Origin of the sequence: Streptomyces sp. NPDC005955 (assembly GCF_042871255.1) — a bacterium.
Classification (GTDB): Bacteria; Actinomycetota; Actinomycetes; order Streptomycetales; family Streptomycetaceae; genus Streptomyces.
In genome coordinates this window covers 233,224-259,640 of record NZ_JBIAIF010000003.1, presented here as the reverse complement: position 1 = coordinate 259,640, position 26,417 = coordinate 233,224, and the positions used below count along the sequence as shown (strand labels likewise).

The window sequence follows — 26,417 nt, the reverse complement described above, 5'->3', positions numbered from 1 at the left end:
AGCGACCAGAACACAACGACGGGATGCCCCGACGTGTACGCACTGGAGCCCTTCTGGCCGTCCCGACAGCACCACGACTTCGATCGGGTGTGTCGCCGCGCAAGGAACGCGCAGGCCCTCTAAAGCCGTTCACCCCGGCCTTCGGCCAGCGCGCACGACGTACGTCCTCGACGGGACGGGTCCACCGGCCCGTCGCCCTCGACTCAATCGACGGCATCTCGCGCGAAAGAGCTGACCCCTCATGGCGAACACCCGTTCCTTCCCGGCGAACACCCCCCGCTCGGGCGCTTCCTATCCCCAGGGGACCTCGTATCCCCCCTCCTCCGCCGCGGCCTACTCGACGGCCACCGCCGCGGCCTACGGCCAGCCGCTCGGCGGGCCGGGCAGCCGTTCCGGCGCCACCGGTTCCCCCGCCCGGCGCGGGTTGCGCGCCGTGGACCGGGACGAAGTCGTCGACGTGACGGACTTCCTGCCACCCGGGGCCACCTGGCTGCCCGCGCCCCAGCACACCCTGCCCTCGATCCCCGGGCAGCCCCCGATGATCGGGTACCTGGTCCTGGTCCCCGCCGACCAGCAGCGGCTGCTGCCCGTGCCCCCGACGTCCGGGGAGGAGTCCGTCGAGGGCGACGAACTGGTGCGGGTGGACACCGTGCGGCGGACCGCCCGGGTGCACGGGCGGGAACTCGACCTGACCTACCTGGAGTTCGAACTCCTGGCCCACCTCGTCGCGCACCCCGGGCGGGTGCACACCCGGGACCAGCTGGTCACCACCGTGTGGGGGTACGGGCACGTGGGCGACGGCCGGACCGTCGACGTCCATGTGGCCCGACTGCGCCGCAAGTTGGGGGCGGAGCACCGGCAGGCGATCCAGACCGTGCGCAGGGTGGGCTACAAGTACGTGCCGCCGTCCGCCCAGTGAGGTGATCCCGCGCCGTGCGGATTCCGCTGTCGGAGGAAGGCGTTCTCCGACAGCGGAACCGCGTTCCCACCCGGACCGGCGCGGTGTCAGGGTCGGTGCATGAAGCTACTGATTCTGGGAGGAAGCGAGTTCGCGGGGCGCGCCGTCGCCGAGGAGGCCGTGCGACGCGGCTGGGAGGTCACCGCGTTCAACCGGGGACGGCACCCCGCACCGGACGGCGTCACCACGCTGACCGGGGACCGTACGGCGCCCGGGGGGCTGTCCGCGCTGGCGAACGGCGCGTGGGACGCGGTGGTCGACACCTGGTCGGCGGCCCCCCGCGCGGTGCGGGACACGGCCGCGCTGTTGGCGGACCGGGTCGGCCGCTACACGTACGTGTCCACCAAGTCGGTGTACGCCTGGGCACCGCCCGCCGGGGCGAACGAGAACCATCCGACGGTGACGGGCGACCCCGATGCGGAGGCGACGGCGTACGCCGAGGACAAACGGGGCGCGGAACTCGCCGTGGAGGCCGCCTTCGGACCGGAGCGGAGCCTGCTGCTGCGCGCCGGACTGATCATCGGCCCCTACGAGAACGTCGGACGGCTGCCCTGGTGGCTGAACCGGATCGCCCGGGGCGGTGAGGTCCTCGCCCCGGGCCCCCGGGACCTGCCCCTCCAGTACGTGGACGTCCGTGACCTCGCCGTCTTCGCCCTCGATGCGACGGTGGCCGGGCTGAACGGCCCCTACGACACGGTGAGTCCCTCGGGGCACACCACCACCGGCGAGCTCCTGGACGCCTGTGCGGCGGTCACCGGCTCCCGCGCCCGACTGCGCTGGATCGACCCGGAGGTCATCCTGAAGGCCGGGGTGGAACCCTGGACGGAGCTGCCGATCTGGGCCCCGCCCGACTCGGAGGTGCATGCGGCCCTGCACGGCTCGGACGTGTCGCGGGCCGTCGGAGCGGGCCTGGTCTGCCGCCCGGCCGCCGAGACGGTCGCCGACACCTGGACGTGGCTCACCTCCTTGGGCGGTGCGGCGCCGCAACGGACGGACCGGCCCGCCGTCCGGCTCTCCGCGGAGACCGAGGCACGCATCCTGCGCGAGGTCGCGGACGGCGGCGACCAGGGCTGATTCCGGTGGCGGTCGCCCGTCGACCGCCACCGCACACCTGTGCCCCACGACGGATCGGCGGGAGCGTTGAACGCCCGCGCGGACCACCCCGTATGGAACGGAACCGCTTCACCCCTGCCGTGCGCCCCCGGCCCGGCGAGGAGAGCAGAGGAGTTCCATGGCACGCACACGAAAACGCCGACCGAGCACCGCCCGACGCGCCGTGGCCGCGTCGACCGCCCTGATCCTGGGCGCGGGCGCGCTGGTCGTGGCCAACGTCTACGCCGCGGCGCAGGAGTCCGTGCCGACCGACGGCGACGCCACGCGGCCGGTGGTCGCGACGATCGACTGCCCCGACGTGGGCAACGAACTGACGGAGGTGCCCGGCGCGGCGCGGGCCGGGGTGGACGGTGATCTGGCCACCCTCGACGGCCAGATCACCGAGTCCTACCGGCGGCTCGCGGCCTCCCGGGACGCCGCCGTACGGGACCCGCGGTTCGTGCGGGACGCCATCCTCACCCCGTTGGGCAACGACCGGGCCGTGGTGATCGAGCGCATCCGGCTCCAGATCAGCCGCAGCGGCGGTCGGCCGCCCGCGGGGCTGGACTCCCTCGCCACCTGCACCGGCCGGTCCCCCGACGCCCGCCGTCCCGACAACGGGAGCGGGAGCGGCGGTGGCGGTGGTCAGGCCGGCAACGGCCCCGTCGCCGCCGACTACGTGGACATCAGGTCGGTCCGCCCCAACAGCACCCGGCTCCCCCGCTTCCAGCGCAACGCCTCCCGCGGCACCTTCACCACCCGGTGCGGCACCAACCGGAACGGCCTGTTCAACTCGGACAACGTGATCGTGGCACCGGGCGTCCGCAACGGCGCCCACCACATGCACGACTACGTCGGCAACCAGGCCAACGACGCGTTCGCCGATGACCGCACGCTCGCCCGCGGTGCGACCACCTGCCGCAACCAGGGCGACCGGTCCTCGTACTACTGGCCGGTGCTGCGGGTGCAGAACGGGCGGGACGAGGCGGACGCCGGTGCGGACGGCGGCGGTCGGGACCGGAACGTGGGCAAGATCCAGACGCCTTCGTCGGTGACCCTGGAGTTCGTGGGCAACCCGCGTTCCCCGGTGGTGGCCATGCCGCGGTTCCTGCGGATCATCACGGGGGACGCCAAGGCCCTGACCAACGGCACCGGCAACGCGAACGCCTCCTGGAGCTGCACCGGCTTCGAGGACCGGCAGCTGAAGGACAAGTACCCGCTGTGTCCGAGCGGCAGCCGGGTGGTGCGCACCTTCCGCTTCCAGAGCTGCTGGGACGGCAGGAACACGGACAGCGCGAACCACCGTACGCACGTGGCGTTCGTCGATCCGCGCACGGGCGCCTGCCCCTCGGGTTTCCGGGCGGTCCCGCAGCTCGTCCAGCGCATCGTCTACGACGTGGCACCGCGCCGGAACTTCGCCGTCGACTCGTTCCCCGAGCAGTTGCACAAGCCGGTCACCGACCACGGTGACTTCATCAACGTCTTCGACCGGCGGCTCATGCAGCGGCTGACGCAGTGCCTCAACCGAGGTCAGCGGTGTTCGTGACCGGGCCCGTGCACCGGCCGGAGCGAACGGGCCGGTGAGGGACGCCCCGACGGCCCGGAGGGCGGGAGCCGATCCCGCCCTCCGGGTCAGTGGCCGCCGTGGCCCGTGGTGCCGGAGTCCGGGTCGGTGTCCGTGCCGTGCGCGGATTCCTCCACCCGGCCGCCCAGCGCACGGCGGAGCGCCCCGACGACGTCCGGCTCCCCCACCGCCACCCACGCCCGCCCCACCAGATAGGTGCCGCCGTAGTCCTTCGCCCCGTTCAACCACTCCCGCTGGCCCCGGTCGGTGGCGAAGGTCGCGAGCACGAACCGGCCCCCGTCCACCCGGCAGTCGGCCAACCTCAGCTCCTCGGCCCCGGTCCGCAGCTCGGGCTCGCAGCCGGCCCGGGCGGCGAGGTCCTCCAGGGTGCCGGTGGCCGTCGGAGGGACCTCCGGGGTCCGGTCGGCACAGCCGGTGAGCCCGCCGAGCACGGTGAGCAGCACGACCGGGCCCGCGAGCCGTGCCCGGCGCCCGACACGGAACCGCGCACCGTTCGCCGTCCCCTCCGGGCCCTCCTCGGAGCCGCCCCTCGTCCGCCGCATGGCGCCGCCCTTCCGCCGGTGTCCCGGAGCCCGGGCGGGCCCCCTCCTGGATACGGCCCCGGGCTCCGCCGCGCTCAACGGCCGAGCCCCGGTCCCCTTCAACACCATGCTCTGCGGGGCGCGTTCGCCAGGGCAAACATGGCTGATCACAGCCTTTCCCCGGCTGCTTGTGGGGTACAAGTGTGCGAAGGTGTGCCTGTGGAGAACGGGAAGGGGAGGCATGCGTGGGAACGGGAGCGGTGACGGCGCGAGCACGGTCGGCCGCAGGGCGGGCGGAGCGGGCGGCACGGCGGGCACCACGGTGGCGGTGACGCACGACGGGGAGCCCGGACTCGCCTGGGAACAGCGGCTCGCGGCCGCCTGGTCCCGGTACGACACCCTGTCCGCTTCCGAGTTCCGGGCGCTCATCGACACCCTGGCCGGGGAACTGCCGACGGACAGCGCGGTGGCCGCGTTCGAGCGGGCCGGCGCCTTCGACTCGACCGGCCGCCCGGAGCGGGCGGTCCCGCTGTACCGGCTCGCCCTGGAGCGCGGGGTGGTCGGCGTACGCCGGCGGCGGGCGAAGATCCAGTTGGCCAGCTCCCTGCGGAACCTGGGCCGCCCCGAGGAGGGGGTCGTCCTGCTGACCCCGGAACTCACCGCGGAACACGACGACTTGGACGACGCGGTACGGGCGTTCCTCGCCCTGTGCCTGGCGGACACCGGTCGGGAGCGGGAGGCACTGGCCCTGGCGCTCAGCTCGCTCGCCCCGCACCTGCCCCGCTACCAGCGGTCGTTGGGGCACTACGCGAAGCAGCTCACGGCCCCGAGCGAACCCTGACCCGCACCGGAACCCGACCCGCCGGGCCCAACCCGCGACCGAACCCGGTCCGGCCCGGGCCGGGCGGTCCGGGCCGGGCCGACGTCCCCCGTCCGGGTCGCCCGGGTGACCCGGGGACGGTTCGTTCGTTGCGCTGGTCGTGCAGTCACAGGATGTCGCCACCCGCCCCGACCACCCGACCGGCCCGGCCACCGACGTGGAGCGGGCCGGGGCCGCTCTCGTCGAGCACTACCCGCGGCTCGCCCGGCTCGCCTATCTGGTGCTGCCGCCGGACCTGCCCCGGGCGCGACGGGCGCTCACCGCGCACGGTGTGGTCCAGCGGTCCCTGCCCCGCGACCGGAGCGGTCAGCGCGTCGGCGGTGTGGTGCCGGCCCGCCGCTCCGACGACTCCCGGTCCGCCGATCCCGAGTACGCTCTCGCCCGACTGCGGGTCCTGCGGGCCGCGTTGTCGGCGGGACGGCCCGCCAAACGGTTCGCCCTGGCCGACCGGGTCCGACGGCGGCCCGCGCTGCCCCAGGTGTGGGGCCTGAAGCTGTTCCCCCGCTCGGGCGGTGCCGACGAACTCGCCCTCGACCAGCAGTTGGCGGACCTCTCCGTCGAAGGGCGTGCCGCCTACGTGCTGCGGGGTCTGGAACGGCTGTCCGAGGACGCGACGCTGGACCTCCTCGCGGCGGCCGGCGTGAAGGACCCCGAGGGGGCGCTGGACGAAGCCGACGAGGTCGAGGCCCCGTCCGCGCTGCTGGAGTCGCCCGAGTTCGACCCGTGCGCGCTCCAGGCGCGGCCCACCGATCTGGTGCGGCGCCGGCAGCACTTCCGGGCGGCCGGCGTCACCCTGGCCGCGTTGGTGGTGTGCGGCACCCTGCTCGGGCTCCCCGGCGAGGGCTGGGGACCGGACGGTGCCGCGGCCCCGCCCTACGCGCGCAACCCCGCCGGGCAGGCCGCGCTCGACCCCGACCAGCTCACCGGCGCCGAGGCCACCGCCTGGGAGACCTCCGCCCGTACCGACTTCTCGGTCTGGCCCGCCCGGGGCTCGCACACCAAGGACAAGGCGCTGCTGCGCCGGGCGCTCGCCGTGTGGGCGCGGCCCGGCGGTTCGGTGCGGGTGTCGGCGACCCCGGGAACGGCGTCCGGCGCGGCGCCCGGACCGGCACAGCTCCTGTACGCGGGCGAGGTGGACGGGGCCCGGGTCGTCCTGTTCTACGACGGACTGCGGGTCGTCCGGTACGCGGAGCCCGTCGAGGGCACCCGGGACGCCGCCCTGGACTTCGCCCGGGTGGACGGTGCCCAGCGGGCGGGGGCCGGCGCCCTGGTGCTGGGCCGGACCGACGGCAACGTCCGGTACCTGACGGCGCCCTGGGTGACGGAGGCGTCCATGCGCGATCTGCGCGAGCCCGGCAGCACCCCCGTGAAGCTGCGCCGGTCCACCGACGGGGTCACCGATCCGTTGGCCGCGGGGGGCCGCCCCGACCCGAAGACCGGGCTGTGCTCCACCTGGCACGTCCTCCAGTTGGAGGAGCGCGGCGGGGCGGCCCGGCTGCTCACGGACCTCGGCGAGTTGGCGCCCGCCCGGCTGACCGCGGGCACGCCCGACGGTGCGCGGGACGCCACGGGCCAGGGTGCGCTCGACGAGTGGGCGCGCACGGCGTGTTCGCTGGCCATGTTGCAGGGGCAGGGGGTGCGGTCGGTCAACTCGTGGGCGTACGCGCGCCAGCCGCTGCCGCAGGGCAACGGGGAGGCCACCTGGCTGTGCACCCGCGGTGACACCTGGCGGGGCGGGGACGCCAGGGTGCTGGCCCAGGTGCTCGCCCCCGGGAAGCCCGTCGCTGCGGTCGCCGCCCAGTCGTCCGGCTCGCCGGCGTGCGGGGCGCGGGAACCGCGGGTGCTGGCCGGGGCCCTGTGGAAGTCGGACGCCGGCTCCTGGTACCTGTTGGCCGCCGGGAGCGCCGGGGTCACTGAGGTCTCCACCACCGGTGACGTCGCCGAGAAGGCCCGGGGCCGTTTCCTGGCCGCGCCCGCCCAGCAGGGCGCCCAGGCGCAGTTGCGGGGCCGCGCCGCGGACGGCAGCGTCCTGCACGCCCTGCACTAGCCGGTCGTGTCCTGACCCTCCGGTGGCCCGCCCGGGCGGGCCACCGGAGGGTCAGGCGCTCACTTGTCGTCGATCAACCGCCGCACCTCCTGCGGGAGTTCCCCGCCGGCGCGGACGGCCACCAGCGTGACCTCGTCCGGGGTCGCACCGACGGCGATGGCGACCTTCGGGGCCACGCCCTCGACGGCGTAGGCCCGCTCCGTGGTGGCCGTCTCGTCGGAACCGCTGTGGTCGTTGCAGGGCGGCAAGGTGGCCCGGCCCAGCTCGGCACCGACGGGCACGTCCCCGGCCCCGACGTCGCCGACGCCGCCGTACGTTCGGCCCTGGTACGTCACCTCGTAGGCGCAGGCCGCGGCCTGGCTGCCCGTTGCGCCGTCGTCCGCCGCGCACGCGGACAGCGACACCGCCACGAGCACGGCCGTCAATGCGCCGACGGACCGCACGGTCCCCTTCATGAGCGTCCTCCTCACCGGGCGCCGGACTCCGGCCGGCGCGCTCGTGCTCCTACGACGGGCGACCCCGCCGAAACGTTCACGCGGAACGGACCCGCTACGGGTGGTGCGGGAGGAAGGAGCGCACGTCCGGCGGACGGGGCGGCTCCCAACCGCTGAGGGCCGGGTCGTGGACCACGATCGGAACGGCACGGCCCAGCAGGGCGGTCACCGTCCCGGTGGCGGTCAGGGCGTCGGCGGCCCGTTCGCAGGCGTCGGCGAACAGGTCGTAGAGGGCCTCCGCGCAGTCGTCCTCCTCGTCGTCGGTGAGGTCGTCCCCGTCCTCGTACCAGTAGCCGAGCCGTTCGGCCGCCGACCGGAACGCCGCGGCGCCGTCGGGGTCCTCGGGGCCGCCGCCGACACGTTCGGCCTCGGGGAGCCAGTGCGCCGGGTTCCAGCGGGCCTCGTCCGGCCCGTGCCGGTCCAACGCGGCGCGGAACCGGCTCTCGGTGTTCGGGCCGACCGCGAGGTACGGACGGCGGGGGTCGTCGCCCAGGCGGCCGATGCGGAAGGAGACGACGTAGATCTCCGGGCGCAGGGCGTGGGGGAAGCGGCCGATGGCCTCGGCAGCGGCCCGGCGCAGGTGGTGGGGGTACCTGGTCATGGCGTCTTCGTGCTCCGGATGGTGGGGGGTGAAGGGCCGGTCGGGGTGGGGGGTGTCCGGCGGCCCTTCGTCGGACCATGGAGTACTTCACCACGGGTGGAGCGGTCGTGCGGTGCGGTCCGTCGAGAAACCCGGCCCGCGGTCGGTCGCCTTCCTCCGCAGGTCGGCGAACTCCGCCCGGTCCCGCCCGGCGAAGGACCCCGCGACCGATACCGGAATCGACCCTTCTCCCCTATGTCCAGGGGGAGTTGGCACGTGGTACCTGAGGTTCCGGTAACGGTCCCCGGGCAGGGCCGGGCGGGCGGGACGCGTGCCGTTAGGGTGTTCCCCATGACGACCGGGGTGCGCCGCAGGATGGGTGTGGAGGAACGGCGGCGGCAGTTGATCGGGGTCGCCCTCGACCTGTTCAGCCGCCGTTCGCCCGACGAGGTGTCCATCGACGAGATAGCCGCCGCCGCGGGGATATCCCGACCGCTGGTCTACCACTACTTCCCGGGCAAGCTGAGTCTGTACGAGGCCGCGCTGACCCGGGCCGCCGAGGACCTGGCGGGGCGCTTCGAGGAGCCGCACGAGGGGCCGCTCGGCGACCGGCTGCTGCGGGTGATGCGCCGGTTCTTCGACTTCGTGGACGAACACGGGCCGGGGTTCTCGGCCCTGATGCGCGGGGGGCCCGCCATCTCCCTGGGCGAGTCGGTCCCGGTGAACACGGTCTCCGCGACCAACGCCCTGATCGACTCGGTGCGGCAGACCGCGTACGAGCACATCCTGTCGCACCTGTGGGTGGAGGCCACGCCGCCGCGGCTGGAACTGGTGGTGCGGTCCTGGCTCTCGCTCGCCGAGTCCACGGCGTTGCTGTGGCTGGACAAGCGGCAGATCCCCCGCCACGAGTTGGAGTTGCAGCTGGTGCACGACTTCGCGGCGCTCCTCGCGGTCAGCTCCGCCTACGACGAGGAGATGGCCCGGATCCTGGTCCGCATCCTGGCGGCCGAGCCCGTGGACGGCCCCTTCGGCGATCTCGTGGGCCGGCTGATGGCGTTGGCGCCCCGGGCCTCCGTCTGAGCCGAAGCACCAAGGAATCGTTCCTGCACCACCGGTGCGCCCCGTCCCGCGTACAGCGGTCGGGGGCGCAGGGGGCGGGCGTCAGGGAGAGGTCCACCAGGCGGTCGTGTCGGCGGGCAGTTCGCCGTCCGCCCCCAGCGGGGCGCTCGACAGCAGCAGGGTGCCCGCAGCCGTCCACGACACCGGTGCGCCCGTCGTGTTGGCGGCGCAGACGAGGTCGCGCCCCCCGGCGGTGCGCCGGAAGGCGAGCACCCCGGCCGGGGCGTCCAGCCACTGCACCCGGTCGCCGGCGCCCAGCGCGGGGTGGGCCCGACGGGCCGCGAGGGCCGCCCGGTACAGCTCCAGCGTGGAACCCTCGACGCCGGTCTGCGAGCGTACGCTCAGCTCGCCCCAGCCGGCGGGTTGCGGCAGCCAGGAACCGCCGGAGCCGAACCCGTACGAGGTGCCGTCCACCGTCCACGGGATCGGCACGCGGCAGCCGTCGCGGAAGCCGTCCTGTCCGGCGGCGCGGAAGAAGGAGGGGTCCTCGCGGACCTCGTCCGGCAGGTCGACCACGTCCGGGAGGCCCAGTTCCTCCCCCTGGTACACGTACGCCGACCCGGGCAGCGCCAGCATCAGCAGGGTCGCCGCGCGGGCCCGGCGCAGCCCCAGCTCGCGGTCGCCGGCGGTGCGCAGTTGGGTGCCGAGACCGGGCGGGTTGGCGAAGCGGGTGGCGTGCCGGGTGACGTCGTGGTTGGAGAGCACCCAGGTGGTCGGGGCGCCCACGGCCCGCATGGCGTCCAGGGACCGGTCGATGATCGTCCGCAGTGCGGCGGCGTCCCACGGGGTGGTGAGGTAGGGGAAGTTGAACGCCTGGTGCAGCTCGTCGGGGCGGACGTAGCGGGCGGTCCGTTCGATGGTGGGGGTCCACGCCTCGGCGACGAAGATCCGCTCGCCGGGGTACTCGTCGAGCACGGTGCGCCAGGAGCGGTAGACCTCGTGCACCCCGTCCTGGTCGAAGAAGGGCTTCGCCTCGCCGTCGAGCAGGCGCAGGTGTTCCCGGGTGCCGAGGTCGGGCAGGCCGGGGGCCTTGACGAGGCCGTGGGCGACGTCGACGCGGAAGCCGTCCACCCCCATGTCGAGCCAGAAGCGCAGGATGGAACGGAACTCGTCGGCGACGGCCGGGTGGTCCCAGTCGAAGTCCGGCTGCTGCGGGGCGAAGAGGTGCAGGTACCAGTCGCCCGGGGTGCCGTCGGGGTCGGTGGTGCGGGTCCAGGCGGGCCCGCCGAAGACCGATTCCCAGTCGTTGGGCGGGAGTTCGCCGTCGACCCCCCGGCCGGGGCGGAAGTGGTAGCGCTCGCGCAGCGCGGAGCCGGGACCCTCGGCGAGGGCGCGCCGGAACCACTCGTGCTGCTCGGAGGAGTGGTTGGGGACCAGGTCCACGATGATCCGCAGTCCATGGGCGTGGACGTCGCGGATCAGGGCGTCGGCGTCGAGCAGGGTGCCGAACACCGGGTCGACGGCGCGGTAGTCGGCGACGTCGTAGCCCGCGTCGGCCTGCGGCGAGGCGTAGAAGGGGCTGAGCCACAGCGCGTCGACCCCGAGGTCGCGCAGGTACGGCAGCCGGGAGCGCACGCCTTCGAGGTCGCCCATGCCGTCGCCGTCGCCGTCGGCGAAGCTGCGCGGGTAGACCTGGTAGATGATCGCCTCGGTCCACCAGCCGGGGCCGGTCGCGGCGGCGGCGGTTCCGGACTGCGGCTGGTCGGCGGTGTGCTGACTCATGGTGTCCTCGCTGCGTCGGGGGCGGATGCGCTCGGGAGGTCTGCCGCGGGTCCGGCGGGTCGGGTGCCGGGAGCCGCGCGCGGTGCGGCCGGTGACGAGGGGCTTCGGGGGCGCGTGGGGCGACGGGCCGGGAACGGGGACGCAGGGGGTCCGGGTCGGTCCGGCGGTGCACACCGGAAGAGGTGAACGTAACAGCGGTGCCTTCCCCTACGAAATACCTTGCAGAAAGAATGCGCAAGAAGGTCGACGGCCCTTCGCAAGGTCTTGCGGTCCGGGTGTCGGTCGGAATGCGGGGCGCCGCGCTCCGGGGCTACCCGGACGTGCGGGGCGCCGCGCTCCGGGGCTACGTATACGTTGAGCAGGCACGGGCCGACGAGCTGACCGTGCACCACCCGTTGCGTCGCCCGGTCAGCCGACGTGCAGTCATGTCGCCCCAGCCGCAAGCCCGTTCGGTACGACCACGAGGGAGCCCGATGAGCCAGCAGCCCGCGGCGCACCACCCCACCGACCCGGTGCCGCCTCCGGCCCGGGGGTGGGCGGACGACGGGCGACCCGCGCCCCCGTCGGGGACGGCACGGCTCGCCGACATCGCGGCGCGGGCGGGGGTCAGCGAGGCCACCGTCAGCCGGGTCCTCAACGGGAGGCCGGGGGTCTCCGCGGCCACCCGCCGGTCGGTGCTCGCCACGCTCGACGGCCTCGGCTACGAACGGCCCGTGCGGCTGCGGCAGCGCAGCGCCGGGCTGGTGGGGCTGATCATCCCGGAGCTGGACAACCCGATCTTCCCGGCGCTGGCCCAGGTGATCGCCCAGTCCCTGACCCGGGAGGGCTACACCCCGGTGCTCGCCACCCAGGGCCCGGGCGGCTCCACCGAGGACGAGCTGACCGAGATGCTGGTCGAACGGGGGGTGCGCGGGATCATCTACGTCTCCGGGCTGCACTCCGACACCACCGCCGACCCGGGGCGCTACGAACGGTTGCGCGCCCAGGGGGTGCCGTTCGTTCTGGTGGACGGGTTCGCCCCGGCGGTGCGGGCGCCGGCCATCTCCCCCGACGACCGGGCGGCGGTGGAGTTGGCCGTGACGCACCTGGTCTCCCTCGGTCACACCCGGATCGGTCTGGCGCTCGGGCCGGGGCGGTTCGTGCCCGTCCAGCGGAAGGTCGAGGGTTTCGTCCGGGCGGTGCGCGCACAGCTCGGCCTCGACGAGGAGGAGATCACGGGGCGGCTGGTCCAGCACTCGCTGTTCTCCCTGGAGGGAGGCCAGGCGGCGGCCGGGATGCTCGTCGACCGGGGGTGCACGGCGGTGGTGTGCGCCAGCGACATGATGGCGTTGGGTGCCGTGCGCGCGGTCCGGCAGCGCGGTCTGGACGTGCCGCGTGACGTGTCCGTCGTCGGGTTCGACGACTCCCCGCTGATGGCGTTCACCGATCCACCGCTCACGACGGTCCGCAAACCGGTGCCGGCGATGGGGCGGGCCGCGGTGCGCGCCCTGCTGGAGGGGATCGGGGGGACGCCCGCGCCGCCCAGTGAGTTCGTGTTCCTGCCCGAGCTGGTCGTCCGGGGGTCCACGGCCTGTGCGCCGGGGCGGCCCGCCCCGTGAGCGGAGCCCCCCGGACCCGTCCGTGAGCCGGGCCCGGGCGTTTCCGGGCGTCTCCCGGACCGCGCCCGGGCGTCCCGTACGCCGCGCGGAGGAGGGGCGACGGTACGTGAGGGGGATCGCGTGCGGGGTCGGCCCTCCCAGGGGATGATCAGACGTAGCACCATCATCTGGCAGACTCTTCCCCCATGGGTGAGACGACCGTGACACAACTGGAAGGCCGGCAGCAGGCCGCCAGCGGGGAGCCCGGTGCCGCTCCCCGAGGCGGCGTCGCACCCGTGGACGAGCAGGTCAGTGCCCCGCGACGGGCCGGGGGACGCGCTGCGCGCGGGCTGCTCGACCGGATGCGGGCGCCGCGCCGGCCCCGGCTGTGGTTCGAGGTCCTGCTGATCGCCATCAGCTACTGGACCTACTCGTTGATCCGCAACGCCGTGCCCGAGCGGGAAGCGCAGGCGATGCGGAACGCCCACTGGATCTGGGACCTCCAGCAGAGCATGGGGCTGGCCTTCGAGAAGGCGGTCAACCACGCGGTGGACTCGGTCACCTGGCTGGTCGTGGGGATGAACTACTACTACGCCACGTTGCACTTCATCGTGACGCTCGGCGTGCTCGTCTGGCTGTTCCGCAGCCACCCCGGACGGTACGCGGCGACCCGCACGGTGCTGTTCGCGACGACAGCGGTGGCCCTGGTCGGGTACTACCTGTACCCGCTCGCGCCGCCGCGGCTGATGACCGGCGGCGGTTTCATCGACACGGTCCTCGTGCACGAGACCTGGGGGTCGATGGCCTCCGGGGACCTGAAGAACATGTCGAACCAGTACGCGGCCATGCCGTCGATGCACATCGGGTGGTCCCTGTGGTGCGGGCTCACCCTCTACTTCCTGGCACGGGTGCCGTGGGTCAAGGTGCTCGCCCTGCTCTACCCGGTCGCCACGCTCGTCGTGATCGTCGCCACCGCCAACCACTTCTGGCTGGACGCGGTCGGCGGCATGATCTGCCTCGCCTTCGGCTACGGCGTCGCCCGCCTCTGGTACGGCGCCTGGCCCTCGCGGCTGCCGCAGACGGTTCCGGCGAGCGGCTGACCCCGCAACCGCCGCCCGCCGGAGCCGGTCAGCTGCGGTGGGTGACGCGACCGGCGACGGTGGTGAGCCTGACCTCGGCCTCGGCGACCTCGTCGGCAGGGGCGTCGACCGGGTCGAGGCCGAGCGCGGTGAGGTCGGCGCGGTAGCCGGGGGCGATCCGGCCGGCGACGTCCGCCTCCCCGGCCGCGAGCGCGGCGTGCGAGGTGAGCCCCTCCAGCGCCATCAGCCCGGTGAGCCCGGCCCGGGCGGAGGCCGCGCCGCGCGGCGCCCGGGCGGTGGCGAGCACGGACCGGGCGTCGAAGGGGGCGATCGGCCAGTCGGACCCGAGGGCGACCACCGCGCCCGCGTCCCGCAGGTCCCGCACCCGCCAGGCCCGCCCGGCCCGCTCGTCACCGAGCCGCCGGGACCACTCGTCGCTGTGGTCGGCGCGGGTGTAGGCACTGTGCGGGGGCTGCATCGAGGCGATGGCGCCGAGGGCGGCGAAGCGGGGCAGGACGTCGTCGGGCACGGTCTCGATGTGTTCGATCCGGTGCCGTAGCCGTCCGCCGTCACCGAGCGGGGCGAGGGTGTCCAGGACGTGCCGCACCGCCGCGTCGCCGATGGCGTGGGTGGCGGTGCGGACCCCCGCCGCGTGCAGGTGGCGCACCGCGTCCGCGTACGCCCCGGGGTCCGGCCAGAGCGCCTCGGTGCCCCGGCCGTGGCAGTCCGGGTGGTCCAGCCAGGCGGTGCCGCCCTCGACGGTGCCGTCCATGAAGAACTTCACCCCGCCGATCCGCCAGCCCCGGCCGCCGCTCCCCTGGAGGGCGATCAGCTCGTCCAGGGCGTCCCGGTCCGCGCCGGGCATGCACCAGGGGGCGAGCCGCAGCCGCAGCGGCAGTTCCGCCTCCTCCGCGACGGCGGCCAGCAGGGCCGTGTCACCGGCGTCCATCACATGGGCGCCGGTCAGCCCGGTGGCCGCCATGGAGGACAGCAGTCCCAGCAGTCGGGCGCGCCGTTCGGCGTGCGGCAGTCGGGGCAGTACGGGGGTGAGGAGCTCCATCGCGGCGTGTTCGATCAGATGCCCGGTGGGCCCTTCCGCGTCGCACACGACCTCGGCGCGCTGGGTGAACGCGCGGGGCCCGGTGACGCCGGCGACGCGCAGGGCGGCGCCGCTGGCCAGTGCGGAGTGGCCGTCGTAGAGGCGGAGCAGGGCGGGGGCGCCGGCCACCGCCTCCTCGATCAGCGCGCGGTGCGGGGCGGCGCCGCCGAAGGCGTTGTGGTCGAGGCCCCAGCCGAGGACCCAGCCGTCGATCCGGTCCGCGGCGGCGAGCGCGGCGCGCAGCCCTGCCAGGTCGGTGACCCCGGTCAGATCGGCTCCGGTGGCCATCTCCAGCCCCCACACGGGGTGGCTGTGCGCATCGGTGAGCCCGGGGACGAGGGTCGCCCCGGCCAGGTCGACGACCTCGGTGCGCGCACCGCGCCAGTCGCGGACGTCGGCGTCGTCGCCGACCGCGGCGATCACTCCCGCGCGCACGGCGACGGCGGTGGCCGTGGGGCGGGCGGGGTCGAGGGTGCGGACCCGGGCTCCGGTCAGGACGAGGTCGGCGGCGGGGTGCGGCATCGGATGCTCCTTCTCGTGGCGGGCGGCGCGGGGTGCGGTTCCTCTCCCGTCCGGCCACCCGAAACCTAAAGGCTTTCGGTTTTGCCACGGTAACCTGTGCCGGAGAGGTCCAGAAGGCCCGGTCCGCGCGACCTCCGCGCCCCCGACGGAAGGCCACCACGGAAAGGCCACGGCATGGGACGCCCCCGCACCCCGCTCCTCGACCGCGAGCGGATCACCACGACCGCACTGGAACTCGTGGACGAGCAGGGCGACTTCAGCGTGCCGCGGATCGCCGCCCGGCTGGGGGCGCGGACCGCTTCCGTCTACCACCACGTCGACGGCCGGGACGGCATCGTGGAACTCCTGCGGGAGCGGATCTGCGAGGCGATCGACTCCGGGACGCTCGACGCCGGACCCTGGGACCGGGCGCTGACGGACTGGGCCCGCTCCTACCGCGCCGCCTTCGCCGCGCACCCCCGGGCGATCCCCCTGCTGACCACCTCACCGGTGCGCGCGCCCCGGGTGCTCGCCCAGTACGAACGGGCGGTCGTCCGGCTGCTCGACGCCGGGTTCCGGCTCCCCGACGTGATGCCGGTGGTCATCGCCCTGGAGAACCTGGTGCTGGGCTCGGCGCTGGACCTCGCCGCCCCCGACCCGATGTGGGAGCTCCCCGACCGGACGCCCACCCCGCACCTCGCGGACGCCCTGGCCGCAGGGGGACCGGGGCGCGCCGACCGGGCCTTCGAGCTGGCGCTCACCGGTTTCGTCGCCCATGTCGCGACCCTGCGCACACCGGGGGGCGACAGGTCGTGACCGGTCCGGGGGCCGGGGCCCGGACCGGCAACCGAACCTTTGCGCGGACGAGTTCGCTCTGAGACGATCACGAAAGTGTGGATCTTCGGCTCCACCCGGAGCGGCCACCGGTCGTTCCGCCCCTGCGACTCACAGGAGTTCACCGTGCCCATCGAGGACTTCATCACCGGAGCGATCAGCGACGCCACCGACGCGGCGACCGAGGCGGCCACCGACGCCGCGACCGAGGCCGTCGAGTCGGCCACCGAAGCGGTGACCGACCCGGTCAGCGACGCCTTCGGCTCGGTCGGCGGCCTCTTCGGCTGACGTCCGAGGGCGGTTCCCGGTTCCCGGCCCGTTGCGGTCCTCCGCTCCGGCCGGTGCCGGGACACGCCGCGGCTCCCGTACGGAGGCGGCCGGTCAGGGTGTCGACCGCCCGGCGGCACGGGGGGTGTCCCGCCGCCGCGTTCAGGAGTCGTAGAACACCTCGTCGACCACCGCGCGGGCCCTTCGGGTGACCCGTCGGTAGCCGTCCAGCATCTCGCCGACCTGGCCCGGACCGTAGCCCAGGTAACGCCCCACGGCGGCGAGTTCGCGCCCGTCGGACGGGAAGGTGTCCCCGGCCCGACCGCGCACCAGCATCACCGCGTTGCGCACCCGGGAGGCGAGCACCCACGCCTCGTCGAGGACGGCCGCTTCCTCACCGCCCAGCAGATCGGCCGCGCGGGCCGCCGCCAACGCCTCACGGGTCCGGGTGGTGCGCAGGCCCGGTTCCGCCCAGCCGTGCCGCAGTTGGAGCAGTTGCACCGTCCACTCCACGTCCGAGAGGCCGCCGCGCCCCAGCTTGGTGTGGAGGGTGGGGTCCGCGCCCCGGGGCATCCGCTCGGACTCCATCCGGGCCTTCAGCCGCCGGATCTCCCGGACCGCGTCCACCCCGACGCCCTCCGCCGGGTACCGCAGGGGGTCGACCAGTTCGATGAACCGCTGACCCAACTCGACGTCACCGGCGACCGGTTCGGCGCGCAGCAGGGCCTGCGCCTCCCACACCAGCGACCAGCGCCGGTAGTACGCCGCGTACGAGCCCAGGGTCCGTACCAGCGGTCCGCTCTTGCCCTCCGGGCGCAGGTCCGCGTCGATGAGCAACGGCGGGTCGGCGCTGGGGATCTGGAGGAGTCGGCGCAGTTCGGCGACGACGGTGTTGGCGGCCTTCGCGGCGACCTGTTCGTCCACGCCGGCGCGCGGCTCGTACACGAACAGGACGTCGGCGTCGGAACCGTAGGACAGTTCGTGCCCGCCGAAGCGCCCCATGCCGATGACGGCGAACCGGGCGGGCAGTTCGTCGCCCCAGCCGGCCCGGACGACGGCGCGCAGCGTGCCGGCCAGGGTGGCGGCCGTCAGGTCGGAGACCGCCCCGCCCACCAGGTCCACGAGCGCGCCCTGATCGGCGACGGCGGGCTCCTCCTCGGTGCCGTAGGAGGAGACGATGTCGGCGGCGGCGGTGCGCAGGAGTTCCCGGCGGCGCACCCCGCGGGCCGCTCCGACGGCCTGTTCCACCCCGTCCGCGCGGCGGACGGCGGCCAGGATCTCCTGTTCCAGCGCGGCCCGGCCCCGGGGCCGCAGTCCGCTGGGGTCACCGAGCAGGGCCACCGCTTCGGGGGCCCGCAGCAGCAGGTCCGGGGCCAGTCGCCCGGCGGACAGCACCCGGGCCAGGTTCTCCGCGGCGGCGCCCTCGTCCCGCAGCAGCCGCAGGTACCAGGGGGTCTTGCCGAGCGCGTCGGACACCTTGCGGAAGTTCAGCAGTCCCGCGTCGGGGTCGGCCGAGTCCGCGAACCAGCCGAGCAGCACCGGCAGCAGGGTGCGCTGGATGGCGGCCTTGCGGCTGACCCCCGAGGCCAGCGCCTCCAGGTGCCGCAGCGCCGACGCCGGGTCGGCGTACCCGAGGGCCACCAGCCGTTCCCGGGCCGCCTTGGTGCTCAACCGGGCTTCCCCCGGGGCGAGTTGGGCGGCGGCGTCGAGCAGCGGGCGGTAGAACAGCTTCTCGTGGAGCCGTCGCACCATCGAGGTGTGCCGTCGCCAGGCCCGGTCGAGTTCCGTGATGGGTTCGGTGCGCATGCCGAGCGAACGGCCGATGCGGCGCAGATCGGCGTCGTCCTCGGGGACCAGGTGGGTGCGGCGCAGCCGGAACAGTTGGATGCGGTGTTCCAGGGTCCGCAGGAAGCGGTAGGCGTCATCGAGTTGGGTGGCGTCGACCCGGCCGACGTAGCCGCCGCGGGCCAGCGCGTCGAGCGCGTCCAGGGTGGTGCCGCTGCGCAGGGAGGTGTCGGCGCGGCCGTGCACCAACTGGAGGAGCTGCACCGCGAACTCAACGTCCCGCAGCCCGCCGGGACCCAGCTTGAGTTCCCGGTCGACCTCGCCGGCGGGGATGTTCTCGACCACCCGCCGCCGCATCTTCTGCACGTCGGCGACGAAGTTCTCCCGCTCGGCCGCCTGCCACACCAGGGGCGCGAGCGTGGCCGCGTAGCGCGCGCCGAGTTCCTCGTCCCCGGCGACGGGTCGCGCCTTGAGCAGGGCCTGGAACTCCCAGGTCTTCGCCCAGCGCTGGTAGTAGGCGAGATGGCTGGAGAGGGTGCGCACCAGGGGCCCGTTGCGGCCCTCGGGGCGGAGGTTGGCGTCGACGGGCCAGATGGTGCCCTCGACCGTGGTCTCGGAGCAGATCCGCATCAGGTGCGAGGCGAGCCGGGTCGCGGCGCGCAGTGCCTCGGCCTCCCCGCCGCCGTTGCCGTCACGGCCGTCGTTGCCGTCATGGCTGCCGTCGTGACTTCCGTTGGCGGCGGGCTCGGCGACGAAGATGACGTCCACGTCGGAGACGTAGTTCAGCTCGTGCCCGCCGGTCTTGCCCATCGCGATGACCGCGAGCCGGCACTTGGCGGCGTCCTCGGGCGCCGCCGCGGAGGCCAGCCGCAGCGCGGCGCGCAGGGTCGCCGTCGCGAGGTCGGCGAGTTCGGCGGCCGTCTGGGCGACGTCGGTGGTCCCGCACACGTCGCGGGCGGCGATCGACAGCAGACAGCGCCGGTAGGCGACCCGCAGCGACACGGGGTCGGTGGCCCCGGCCAGTTGGCGGGTGAACTCCCCGACGTCCGGGTGCAGGTCCTGCGCCTCGTAGGTGGCCAGGGCCAGCCAGTCCCGGGGGTGCCGGGCCAGGTGGTCGGCGAGCGCCTCGGAGGAGCCGAGCACCCCGAGCAGCCGGTCGCGCAGGGGCTTCGCGGTGATCAGGGTGTCCAGCAGTTCCCGGGCGCCCACCTCGTCCGGCTGGGCCTCCACCAGCCGGGAGAGTCCCAGCAGGGCGAGATCGGGGTCGGCGGTGCGGCTGAGCGCGTCGAGCAGCACCGGGTCGGCGCGCACCGGGGCGAGCGCCGCGCCGTCCAGCAGCCGTTCGGCCGCGGAGGGGTCGGTGAAGCCGTGCCGCAGCAGCCGGGTGAACGTGCTGCTCCTGCGCCCCTGGGGCACCGTCATCGCCGCGTCCCTCCGACCGCCGTCGCGGTGGCCCGCCCGGGCGGTGCGCCCGCCGGTCCCGTGTTCCGTCCGTCCCGTCCCGCCATCGTTTCGCCGCCCGTCCTTCCCGTGGTGCGGACCGTCCCGGAACCGGCCGGGAGATCACGCGGCACGCCGAGCCTACGTCGTGACCGATCAGTTCCGCCCGCGAGCACCGTCTACCCTGTGCCGCACCCCGTCGCCGGGGCGGGGGCCGGGCCGTGACGAAGGAGCCGCACCATGTCGCAGGACACACCGAGCGCGGAGCTCGACGCCGACTTCAGTTCGCCGGGGGCGAAGCCCACCGAGTGGTCGCGGGTGGAGGAGGTGCTGTCCGGCGCGGGGACGTTCTGGGTGTCGACGGTACGCCCGGACGGCCGACCGCACGTCACCCCGTTGATCGCGGTGTGGTGGGACGGCGCGCTGCACTTCGCGACCGGCCCCGGGGAGCGCAAGGCGCTGAACCTGGCGGAGAACCCGGAGGTGGTCCTCACCACCGGCACGCCCGCCTGGGACGCGGGTACGGACGTGGTGGTGGAGGGCCGGGCCGAGCGGGTCACGGACGAGGCGGAGCTTCAGGAGCTGGCCGGCGCCTGGCAGTCGGCCTACGGGCCCGACTGGGCGTTCGAGGTGCGCGAGGGCGCCTTCGAGGCGGACGGCGGGGTCGCCTGGGTGTTCCGGGTCCCGCCGCGCACCGTCTTCGCCTTCGCCAAGGGGGAGCCGTTCGGCCAGACCCGCTGGCGGCTGGGCTGATCGCTCCGGTCGACGGACGCCGGGCCCGCATGCCCCGACGGCGGGCCCGGCCGTTACGGCAACCCGGATCAGCAGGCAGTATGGGCACTGAGCCACGGCGGGCGGCCGGTCGCGCACAGTCGGCCCCACGCCCGAAACGTGCCCGAAACCGTGTGAGGGGATGCTCGTGACCGGACCTTGTCCCATGGCACCGGAGCACGCGGCCTGACCAGCAAGGATGGGTGGAAGTCGACAATGGACAAGCAGCAGGAGTTCGTGCTCCGCACGCTGGAGGAGCGCGACATCCGGTTCGTACGCCTGTGGTTCACGGACGTGCTGGGCTTCCTGAAGTCCGTCGCGGTCGCGCCCGCGGAGCTTGAGCAGGCGTTCGACGAGGGCATCGGCTTCGACGGTTCCGCCATCGAGGGCTTCGCCCGGGTGTACGAGTCCGACATGATCGCCAAGCCCGATCCGGGGACCTTCCAGGTGCTGCCGTGGCGCGCGGAGGCTCCCGGGACGGCCCGGATGTTCTGCGACATCCTCATGCCGGACGGTTCGCCGTCCTTCGCGGACCCCCGGTACGTCCTCAAGCGGGCCCTCGCCAAGGCGTCCGACCTGGGCTTCACCTTCTACACCCACCCCGAGATCGAGTTCTTCCTGCTGAAGGACCGGCCGCTGGACGGTTCCCGGCCGACGCCCGCCGACAACTCCGGCTACTTCGACCACACCCCGCAGAACGTCGGCATGGACTTCCGCCGCCAGGCCATCACCATGCTGGAGTCGATGGGCATCTCGGTGGAGTTCAGCCACCACGAGGGCGCCCCGGGGCAGCAGGAGATCGACCTGCGGTACGCGGACGCGCTGTCCACCGCCGACAACGTGATGACCTTCCGGCTGGTGATGAAGCAGGTCGCGCTGGAGCAGGGCGTGCAGGCGACGTTCATGCCGAAGCCGTTCTCCGAGCACCCCGGTTCCGGGATGCACACCCATCTGTCCCTCTTCGAGGGCGACCGCAACGCGTTCTACGAGTCCGGTGCCGAGTACCAGCTCTCCAAGGTGGGGCGCTCCTTCATCGCGGGGCTGCTGCGGCACGCCGCGGAGATCTCCGCGGTCACCAACCAGTGGGTCAACTCGTACAAGCGCATCTGGGGCGGCTCGGAGCGCACCGCGGGTGCGGGCGGCGAGGCGCCCTCGTACATCTGCTGGGGCCACAACAACCGCTCCGCGCTGATCCGGGTGCCGATGTACAAGCCCGGCAAGACCGGCTCGGCGCGGGTGGAGGTCCGTTCCCTGGACTCGGGGGCGAACCCGTACCTCTCGTACGCGGTGCTGCTGGCCGCGGGCCTCAAGGGCATCGAGGAGGGCTACGAGCTGCCGCCGGGCGCCGACGACGACGTGTGGGCGCTGTCCGACGGGGAGCGCCGGGCGATGGGCATCGAGCCGCTGCCCCAGAACCTGGGCGAGGCGATCCGGCTCATGGAGCGCAGCGAGCTGGTCGCCGAGACGCTCGGCGAGCACGTCTACGACTTCTTCCTGCGCAACAAGAAGTCGGAGTGGGAGGAGTACCGCTCCGAGGTCACCGCGTTCGAGCTGCGCAAGAACCTGCCGGTGCTGTAGGCGCGGGTCGCGACCCCGTCCGGGTCCACGGCAGCCGCCCGTGGGCCCGCCCCCGGGCCGGGGCCGGCCCGGACGGGACATTGCGTCGGAGTGACGATTACACTGGTGGGGTGCCTCAACTACGTCTTGCCCTGAACCAGGTCGACTCCACGGTCGGCGCCCTCGCCAGCAACGCCGACGCGGTGCTCCGGTGGACCCGGCACGCCGCCGGGCAGGGGGCCCATCTGATCGCGTTCCCCGAGATGGTCCTGACGGGGTACCCCGTCGAGGACCTGGCGCTGCGCTCCTCCTTCGTGGAGGCGTCCCGCACCGCCCTGCGGGACCTCGCCCGACGCCTCGCCGACGAGGGCTTCGGACAGATCCCGGTGGTCGTCGGCTACCTCGACCGCTGTGAGACGGCGCAGCCGAAGTACGGCCAGCCCGCGGGCGCCCCGCAGAACGCGGCGGCCGTCCTGCACGGCGGCGAGGTGGTGCTCACCTTCGCCAAGCACCACCTGCCGAACTACGGGGTCTTCGACGAGTTCCGGTACTTCGTGCCGGGCGACACGCTGCCCGTCGTGCGGGTGCACGGGGTGGACGTGGCCCTGGCGATCTGCGAGGACCTGTGGCAGGACGGCGGACGGGTGCCGGCCGCCCGGAGCGCGGGGGCGGGCCTGCTGCTGTCGATCAACGCCTCCCCGTACGAGCGGAACAAGGACGACACCCGGCTCGAACTGGTCCGCAAGCGCGCGCAGGAGGCCGGCTGCACCACGGCCTACCTGGCGATGATCGGCGGCCAGGACGAGTTGGTCTTCGACGGTGACTCCATCGTGGTCGACAAGGACGGCGAGGTCGTCGCACGGGCCCCGCAGTTCGCCGAGGGCTGTGTGGTGCTGGACCTGGAGCTGCCCGCGGCGAGCGAGGAGCCGCCGGCCGGGGTGGTGGACGACGGGCTGCGGATCGACCACGTGACGCTGTCCGCCGAGCCGCTGCCGCCGTACGAGGCGGAGCTGACCGGCGGGTACGCGGAGCGCCTGGACGACGACGAGGAGGTGTACTCGGCGCTGGTCGTGGGGTTGCGCGCCTATGTCGCGAAGAACGGTTTCCGCTCGGTCCTCGTCGGGCTGTCCGGCGGGATCGACTCGGCGCTCGTGGCGGCCATCGCCTGCGACGCGCTCGGCGCGGAGCACGTGTACGGGGTGTCCATGCCGTCGAAGTACTCCTCGGAGCACTCGAAGGAGGACGCCGCGGAGTTGGCGCGGCGCACCGGGCTGAACTTCCGCACGGTGCCGATCGCCCCGCTGTTCGACGCGTACATGGAGGCGGTGGAGCTGACCGGGCTCGCGGAGGAGAACCTCCAGTCCCGGCTGCGCGGCACCCTGCTGATGGCGATCTCCAACCAGGAGGGCCACATCGTGCTGGCCCCGGGCAACAAGTCGGAACTGGCGGTGGGGTACTCCACGCTGTACGGCGACTCGGTGGGCGCCTACGGGCCGATCAAGGACGTCTACAAGACGACGGTGTTCCGGCTGGCCGAGTGGCGCAACCGGGCGGCGGTCGAGCGCGGCCAGGCCCCGCCGATCCCGGAGAACTCGATCAGCAAGCCGCCGAGCGCCGAACTCCGTCCGGACCAGGTGGACACGGACTCCCTGCCGGACTACCCGGTGCTGGACGGCATCCTCGACCTGTACGTGGACCGGGACCAGGGCGCGGACGCGATCGTGGCGGCCGGCTACGAGGCGGAGTTGGTGACGAAGACGCTGCGGATGGTGGACACCGCCGAGTACAAGCGGCGCCAGTACCCGCCGGGCACGAAGACCTCCGCGAAGGGCTTCGGCAAGGACCGGCGGCTGCCGATCACCAGCCGGTGGCGGGAGTCGGCCGCGCCCGCGGAGTGAGTCCGGCCCGGCCCGGGGGCGTTCGCGTGCCCGGGCCGGGAGGCACCCGGGACCGGGGAGCGCGCAGGTCAGGGGTGCGCGGGTCAGGGGTGCGCTCGGCGGGGGTCAGAGCGTGATGCGGGCGGCGACCGGGAGGTGGTCGCTGGAGGTGCGGGGCAGGGTCCAGGACTTCACCGGTTCGACGCCCTTGACGAGGATCTGGTCGATCCGGGCCAGCGGGAACGCCGCGGGCCAACTGAACCCGAACCCGCTGCCCGCGGCGCCCTGGGTGGAACGCATCTGCGCGGTGACGCCGTTGAGGGCGCGGTCGTTCATCGTGCCGTTGAGGTCGCCGAGCAGCACCACCCGCTCCAGCGGTTCCCGGGCGATGGCCTCGCCCAGCGCGTCGGCGCTCTGGTCCCGACGGCTGGCGGTGAAACCGGCGTTCAGCTTCACCCGCACCGACGGCAGGTGCGCGGTGTACACGGCGACGGGGCCCTGCGGCGCGGTCACCGTGGTGCGCATCGCCCGGGTCCAGCCGAGCTTGATGTCGACGGGCCTGGTCCCGCTCAGCGGGTACTTGCTCCACACCCCGACCGTGCCCTCGACCTCGTGGTAGCGGTAGGTGCTCTCCAGGACGCGGGAGTACACCGGCACGGCCTGCGGGGTCAGTTCCTCCAGGGCGACCACGTCGGCCCCGGAGGCGGCGACGCCCCGGGCGGTGGCGGCGGGGTCGGGGTTCTCGGCGTTGACGTTGTGGGTGACGACGGTGAGGTCACCGCCGCTGCCGGTCTTGTCGGTGACGAGACCGCCGAAGAGGTTCGCCCAGGTGACGGCCGGGACCAGCACCGCGATCAGCGCGGTGGCGGACTTGCGGACCACGGCCAGCAGGAACAGCACCGGCACGAACGCGCCGAGCCACGGCAGGAACGTCTCGTTGAGGCTGCCGAGGTTGCCGATGGAGTTGGGGATCTGCGCGTGCAGGATCATCACCAGCGCGAGCAGCACGGCGAGCCCGGTGAGCACCAGACCGCGCCGCCAGATGCCCGGATCGCCGCGCCAGCCGGTGAACAGGCGCCGCAGCCGGGAGGCGGGACGGCCGGTCCGCGTGTGGCCCTCGCCGCTGTCCGTGTCCGTCGCGTACGCCTGCTGCGCCATGGGGTCGCCTCACTGCCTGCTGTGCACTTCGTTGCCGCCTGTCATGACCCTAGGCGATGAACGCTGGTGTTCCCGCCCTCCCGCGGCGGCCTTACGGGCAGGAGAACGGCGATGTGCCCCGCGGGGGTTCCGGTACGGGGGCCGCCACCGTTCACTGTGACGAAATGCGCACACGTGCCCGGGCGCGGCGACCATACTGCGCGGGGCCCGGGGTCGCCAGTAGGCCGACGGGAATCCGTGTCGCGGGGCCGTGACGTGGGCTCCCTCCGGAAGGCGCCCGCCCGGGGACGCCCCGGGGGCGCCCGGTCCGGCTCGCCCCGGGGCGACCGCCCGATCGATCGCCGCGGGACCGGGGTGACGGGAGTGCCCGGCCGGGTCGGGGGGAGCGGCGGCGCGGCGGGCCGGTGCACCGCACCGGCGGCACCCGACTACCGCGGGGCGACCCGAGGTGCCACCATGGAGGTGATCCGGGGACGCCGTCAGGGCGCCTCGAGATGACATGAAGGAGCCGTTGCGATGACGCAACACGTGGCTGCCCGTACGGCCGGTCAGGACACCGCACCACCTACCGCCGACGACGGCAGGACGCTCTACGGGGGCAAGGGCACCCGTCGCATCACCGTCCGGGACATCGGCCTGGCCAAGGAACGCGGCGAGAAGTGGCCCATGCTCACCGCCTACGACGCGATGACCGCGTCCGTCTTCGACGAGGCCGGCATCCCGGTCCTGCTGGTGGGCGACTCCATGGGGAACGTCCACCTCGGGTACGAGACGACCGTACCGGTGACGATGGACGAGATGACCGTGCTGGCCGCAGCCGTCGTGCGCGGCACCAAGCGGCCCCTGATCGTCGCCGACCTGCCCTTCGGTTCGTACCAGGAGGGCCCCACCCAGGCGTTGCGCAGTGCCATGCGGCTGGTCAAGGACGCGGGCGTCGGCGCGGTGAAGCTGGAGGGAGGGGAGCGCTCGCACCGCCAGATCGAGTTGATCGTGGAGGCCGGCATCCCCGTGATGGCGCACATCGGGCTCACCCCGCAGTCCGTCAACACCATGGGCTACCGCGTGCAGGGCCGGGGCGAGGAGGCGGCCCAGCAGTTGCTGCGGGACGCCAAGGCCGTCCAGGACGCGGGCGCCTTCGCGGTCGTCCTGGAACTCGTTCCCGCCGAACTCGCCGCCGAGGTGACCCGCACGCTCCACGTCCCCACGGTGGGCATAGGCGCGGGCCCGGACACCGACGCCCAGGTGCTCGTCACCACGGACATGCTGGGCCTCACCAGCGGGCGCATGCCCCGTTTCGTGAAGCAGTACGCGCAACTGCGCTCCGTGATGGGGGACGCGGCCCGCGCCTTCGCCGACGAGGTCCTCGACGGGGCGTTCCCCGCCGAGGAGCACTCCGTCCACTAGCAGCACCCCGTGACCGGTCCGGCGGCGGCAGCGCCGGAGGACCGGTCCCACCGGACCACTGCGGCACCGG

General features: G+C 73.9%; 21 protein-coding genes. 14 read left to right on the top strand and 7 right to left on the bottom strand.

Going from position 1 to position 26,417, the window contains the following annotated elements; all coding sequences use genetic code 11:
- Positions 1 to 241 precede the first annotated feature (241 nt).
- The 3 genes from ACFYOU_RS09580 to ACFYOU_RS09570 all read left to right on the top strand — a co-directional run bounded on the left by ACFYOU_RS09580 (position 242) and on the right by ACFYOU_RS09570 (position 3,596).
- Complete coding sequence (locus tag ACFYOU_RS09580; RefSeq protein ID WP_391304472.1) at positions 242 to 919, top strand: winged helix-turn-helix domain-containing protein; 678 nt, start codon at positions 242 to 244, stop codon at positions 917 to 919.
- Between the two features lie 99 nt (positions 920 to 1,018).
- Positions 1,019 to 2,032 (top strand): NAD-dependent epimerase/dehydratase family protein, encoded by a 1,014-nt coding sequence (locus ACFYOU_RS09575; protein ID WP_391304471.1) that lies wholly within the window; start codon positions 1,019 to 1,021, stop codon positions 2,030 to 2,032.
- 157 nt (positions 2,033 to 2,189) lie between these two features.
- Positions 2,190 to 3,596: a DUF1996 domain-containing protein gene (locus ACFYOU_RS09570; RefSeq protein WP_391304469.1), complete on the top strand. Its 1,407-nt coding sequence runs from the start codon at positions 2,190 to 2,192 to the stop codon at positions 3,594 to 3,596.
- Positions 3,597 to 3,682: 86 nt separating this feature from the next.
- Here the strand turns inward: ACFYOU_RS09570 and ACFYOU_RS09565 are convergent, their stop codons facing one another.
- The gene (locus ACFYOU_RS09565) at positions 3,683 to 4,177 is read right to left on the bottom strand and encodes a hypothetical protein (RefSeq protein ID WP_391304467.1); all 495 of its coding nucleotides are present in this window, start codon (positions 4,175 to 4,177) and stop codon (positions 3,683 to 3,685) included.
- A 220-nt stretch (positions 4,178 to 4,397) separates the two neighbouring features.
- On the opposite strand from ACFYOU_RS09565, the gene ACFYOU_RS09560 reads away from it, so the two are divergent.
- A complete protein-coding gene (locus ACFYOU_RS09560; RefSeq protein WP_391304466.1) occupies positions 4,398 to 4,997 on the top strand; it encodes a tetratricopeptide repeat protein in 600 nt (199 codons plus the stop codon).
- A 139-nt stretch (positions 4,998 to 5,136) separates the two neighbouring features.
- Positions 5,137 to 7,083, top strand: coding sequence for a hypothetical protein (locus tag ACFYOU_RS09555; RefSeq protein WP_391304464.1), 1,947 nt, complete (start codon positions 5,137 to 5,139; stop codon positions 7,081 to 7,083).
- Between the two features lie 59 nt (positions 7,084 to 7,142).
- Here the strand turns inward: ACFYOU_RS09555 and ACFYOU_RS09550 are convergent, their stop codons facing one another.
- The gene (locus tag ACFYOU_RS09550) at positions 7,143 to 7,538 is read right to left on the bottom strand and encodes a DUF6281 family protein (protein ID WP_391304463.1); all 396 of its coding nucleotides are present in this window, start codon (positions 7,536 to 7,538) and stop codon (positions 7,143 to 7,145) included.
- A 94-nt stretch (positions 7,539 to 7,632) separates the two neighbouring features.
- Complete coding sequence (locus tag ACFYOU_RS09545; RefSeq protein ID WP_391304462.1) at positions 7,633 to 8,178, bottom strand: hypothetical protein; 546 nt, start codon at positions 8,176 to 8,178, stop codon at positions 7,633 to 7,635.
- A 330-nt stretch (positions 8,179 to 8,508) separates the two neighbouring features.
- Here ACFYOU_RS09545 and ACFYOU_RS09540 point away from each other — a divergent pair, with 330 nt between their 5' ends.
- A complete protein-coding gene (locus ACFYOU_RS09540; RefSeq protein ID WP_391304460.1) occupies positions 8,509 to 9,237 on the top strand; it encodes a TetR family transcriptional regulator in 729 nt (242 codons plus the stop codon).
- An 81-nt stretch (positions 9,238 to 9,318) separates the two neighbouring features.
- On the opposite strand, the gene ACFYOU_RS09535 is transcribed toward ACFYOU_RS09540, so the two are convergent.
- A complete protein-coding gene (locus tag ACFYOU_RS09535; RefSeq protein ID WP_391304459.1) occupies positions 9,319 to 10,998 on the bottom strand; it encodes an alpha-amylase family glycosyl hydrolase in 1,680 nt (559 codons plus the stop codon).
- 473 nt (positions 10,999 to 11,471) lie between these two features.
- Between ACFYOU_RS09535 and ACFYOU_RS09530 the strand changes: the two genes are divergently transcribed.
- Both ACFYOU_RS09530 and ACFYOU_RS09525 read left to right on the top strand, forming a co-directional pair.
- Positions 11,472 to 12,596 (top strand): substrate-binding domain-containing protein, encoded by a 1,125-nt coding sequence (locus ACFYOU_RS09530; protein WP_391304458.1) that lies wholly within the window; start codon positions 11,472 to 11,474, stop codon positions 12,594 to 12,596.
- 185 nt (positions 12,597 to 12,781) lie between these two features.
- Entirely contained in the window at positions 12,782 to 13,675 is an 894-nt protein-coding gene (locus ACFYOU_RS09525) for a phosphatase PAP2 family protein (protein ID WP_391304456.1), read from the top strand.
- 28 nt (positions 13,676 to 13,703) lie between these two features.
- Here the strand turns inward: ACFYOU_RS09525 and ACFYOU_RS09520 are convergent, their stop codons facing one another.
- Positions 13,704 to 15,275 carry an amidohydrolase family protein gene (locus ACFYOU_RS09520; RefSeq protein WP_391304455.1) on the bottom strand — a complete coding sequence of 524 codons (1,572 nt, stop codon included), beginning with the start codon at positions 15,273 to 15,275 and terminating at the stop codon, positions 13,704 to 13,706.
- A gap of 174 nt (positions 15,276 to 15,449) precedes the next feature.
- Here ACFYOU_RS09520 and ACFYOU_RS09515 point away from each other — a divergent pair, with 174 nt between their 5' ends.
- Positions 15,450 to 16,070, top strand: a complete 621-nt coding sequence (locus ACFYOU_RS09515; protein ID WP_389769495.1) for a TetR/AcrR family transcriptional regulator — start codon at positions 15,450 to 15,452, stop codon at positions 16,068 to 16,070.
- 144 nt (positions 16,071 to 16,214) lie between these two features.
- Positions 16,215 to 16,376, top strand: coding sequence for a hypothetical protein (locus tag ACFYOU_RS09510; protein WP_391304453.1), 162 nt, complete (start codon positions 16,215 to 16,217; stop codon positions 16,374 to 16,376).
- Positions 16,377 to 16,517: 141 nt separating this feature from the next.
- On the opposite strand, the gene ACFYOU_RS09505 is transcribed toward ACFYOU_RS09510, so the two are convergent.
- Entirely contained in the window at positions 16,518 to 19,562 is a 3,045-nt protein-coding gene (locus tag ACFYOU_RS09505; protein ID WP_391304451.1) for a bifunctional [glutamine synthetase] adenylyltransferase/[glutamine synthetase]-adenylyl-L-tyrosine phosphorylase, read from the bottom strand.
- Positions 19,563 to 19,820: 258 nt separating this feature from the next.
- Here ACFYOU_RS09505 and ACFYOU_RS09500 point away from each other — a divergent pair, with 258 nt between their 5' ends.
- The 3 genes from ACFYOU_RS09500 to ACFYOU_RS09490 all read left to right on the top strand — a co-directional run bounded on the left by ACFYOU_RS09500 (position 19,821) and on the right by ACFYOU_RS09490 (position 23,806).
- The gene (locus tag ACFYOU_RS09500; protein ID WP_391304449.1) at positions 19,821 to 20,333 is read left to right on the top strand and encodes a pyridoxamine 5'-phosphate oxidase family protein; all 513 of its coding nucleotides are present in this window, start codon (positions 19,821 to 19,823) and stop codon (positions 20,331 to 20,333) included.
- A gap of 234 nt (positions 20,334 to 20,567) precedes the next feature.
- Positions 20,568 to 21,929 (top strand): type I glutamate--ammonia ligase, encoded by a 1,362-nt coding sequence (gene glnA / locus ACFYOU_RS09495; protein WP_385485864.1) that lies wholly within the window; start codon positions 20,568 to 20,570, stop codon positions 21,927 to 21,929.
- A gap of 110 nt (positions 21,930 to 22,039) precedes the next feature.
- Positions 22,040 to 23,806 carry an NAD+ synthase gene (locus ACFYOU_RS09490; protein ID WP_391304447.1) on the top strand — a complete coding sequence of 589 codons (1,767 nt, stop codon included), beginning with the start codon at positions 22,040 to 22,042 and terminating at the stop codon, positions 23,804 to 23,806.
- A 105-nt stretch (positions 23,807 to 23,911) separates the two neighbouring features.
- Here ACFYOU_RS09490 and ACFYOU_RS09485 read toward each other — a convergent pair whose 3' ends face one another.
- Complete coding sequence (locus tag ACFYOU_RS09485; protein ID WP_389769514.1) at positions 23,912 to 24,943, bottom strand: endonuclease/exonuclease/phosphatase family protein; 1,032 nt, start codon at positions 24,941 to 24,943, stop codon at positions 23,912 to 23,914.
- Positions 24,944 to 25,459: 516 nt separating this feature from the next.
- On the opposite strand from ACFYOU_RS09485, the gene panB reads away from it, so the two are divergent.
- The gene (gene panB, locus ACFYOU_RS09480; protein WP_391304445.1) at positions 25,460 to 26,347 is read left to right on the top strand and encodes a 3-methyl-2-oxobutanoate hydroxymethyltransferase; all 888 of its coding nucleotides are present in this window, start codon (positions 25,460 to 25,462) and stop codon (positions 26,345 to 26,347) included.
- The last annotated feature ends 70 nt before the right edge of the window (positions 26,348 to 26,417 follow it).

Coding starts and splice junctions, on each gene's coding strand:
- ACFYOU_RS09530 (WP_391304458.1), top strand. CDS start 11,472: ATGAGCCAGCAGCCCGCGGCGCACCACCCCACCGACCCGGTGCCGCCT.
- ACFYOU_RS09540 (WP_391304460.1), top strand. CDS start 8,509: ATGACGACCGGGGTGCGCCGCAGGATGGGTGTGGAGGAACGGCGGCGG.
- ACFYOU_RS09580 (WP_391304472.1), top strand. CDS start 242: ATGGCGAACACCCGTTCCTTCCCGGCGAACACCCCCCGCTCGGGCGCT.
- ACFYOU_RS09565 (WP_391304467.1), bottom strand. CDS start 4,177: ATGCGGCGGACGAGGGGCGGCTCCGAGGAGGGCCCGGAGGGGACGGCG.
- ACFYOU_RS09500 (WP_391304449.1), top strand. CDS start 19,821: ATGTCGCAGGACACACCGAGCGCGGAGCTCGACGCCGACTTCAGTTCG.
- ACFYOU_RS09525 (WP_391304456.1), top strand. CDS start 12,782: ATGGGTGAGACGACCGTGACACAACTGGAAGGCCGGCAGCAGGCCGCC.
- ACFYOU_RS09545 (WP_391304462.1), bottom strand. CDS start 8,178: ATGACCAGGTACCCCCACCACCTGCGCCGGGCCGCTGCCGAGGCCATC.
- glnA (WP_385485864.1), top strand. CDS start 20,568: ATGGACAAGCAGCAGGAGTTCGTGCTCCGCACGCTGGAGGAGCGCGAC.
- ACFYOU_RS09560 (WP_391304466.1), top strand. CDS start 4,398: ATGCGTGGGAACGGGAGCGGTGACGGCGCGAGCACGGTCGGCCGCAGG.
- ACFYOU_RS09515 (WP_389769495.1), top strand. CDS start 15,450: ATGGGACGCCCCCGCACCCCGCTCCTCGACCGCGAGCGGATCACCACG.
- ACFYOU_RS09575 (WP_391304471.1), top strand. CDS start 1,019: ATGAAGCTACTGATTCTGGGAGGAAGCGAGTTCGCGGGGCGCGCCGTC.
- ACFYOU_RS09505 (WP_391304451.1), bottom strand. CDS start 19,562: ATGACGGTGCCCCAGGGGCGCAGGAGCAGCACGTTCACCCGGCTGCTG.
- panB (WP_391304445.1), top strand. CDS start 25,460: ATGACGCAACACGTGGCTGCCCGTACGGCCGGTCAGGACACCGCACCA.
- ACFYOU_RS09485 (WP_389769514.1), bottom strand. CDS start 24,943: ATGGCGCAGCAGGCGTACGCGACGGACACGGACAGCGGCGAGGGCCAC.
- ACFYOU_RS09520 (WP_391304455.1), bottom strand. CDS start 15,275: ATGCCGCACCCCGCCGCCGACCTCGTCCTGACCGGAGCCCGGGTCCGC.
- ACFYOU_RS09535 (WP_391304459.1), bottom strand. CDS start 10,998: ATGAGTCAGCACACCGCCGACCAGCCGCAGTCCGGAACCGCCGCCGCC.
- ACFYOU_RS09550 (WP_391304463.1), bottom strand. CDS start 7,538: ATGAAGGGGACCGTGCGGTCCGTCGGCGCATTGACGGCCGTGCTCGTG.
- ACFYOU_RS09570 (WP_391304469.1), top strand. CDS start 2,190: ATGGCACGCACACGAAAACGCCGACCGAGCACCGCCCGACGCGCCGTG.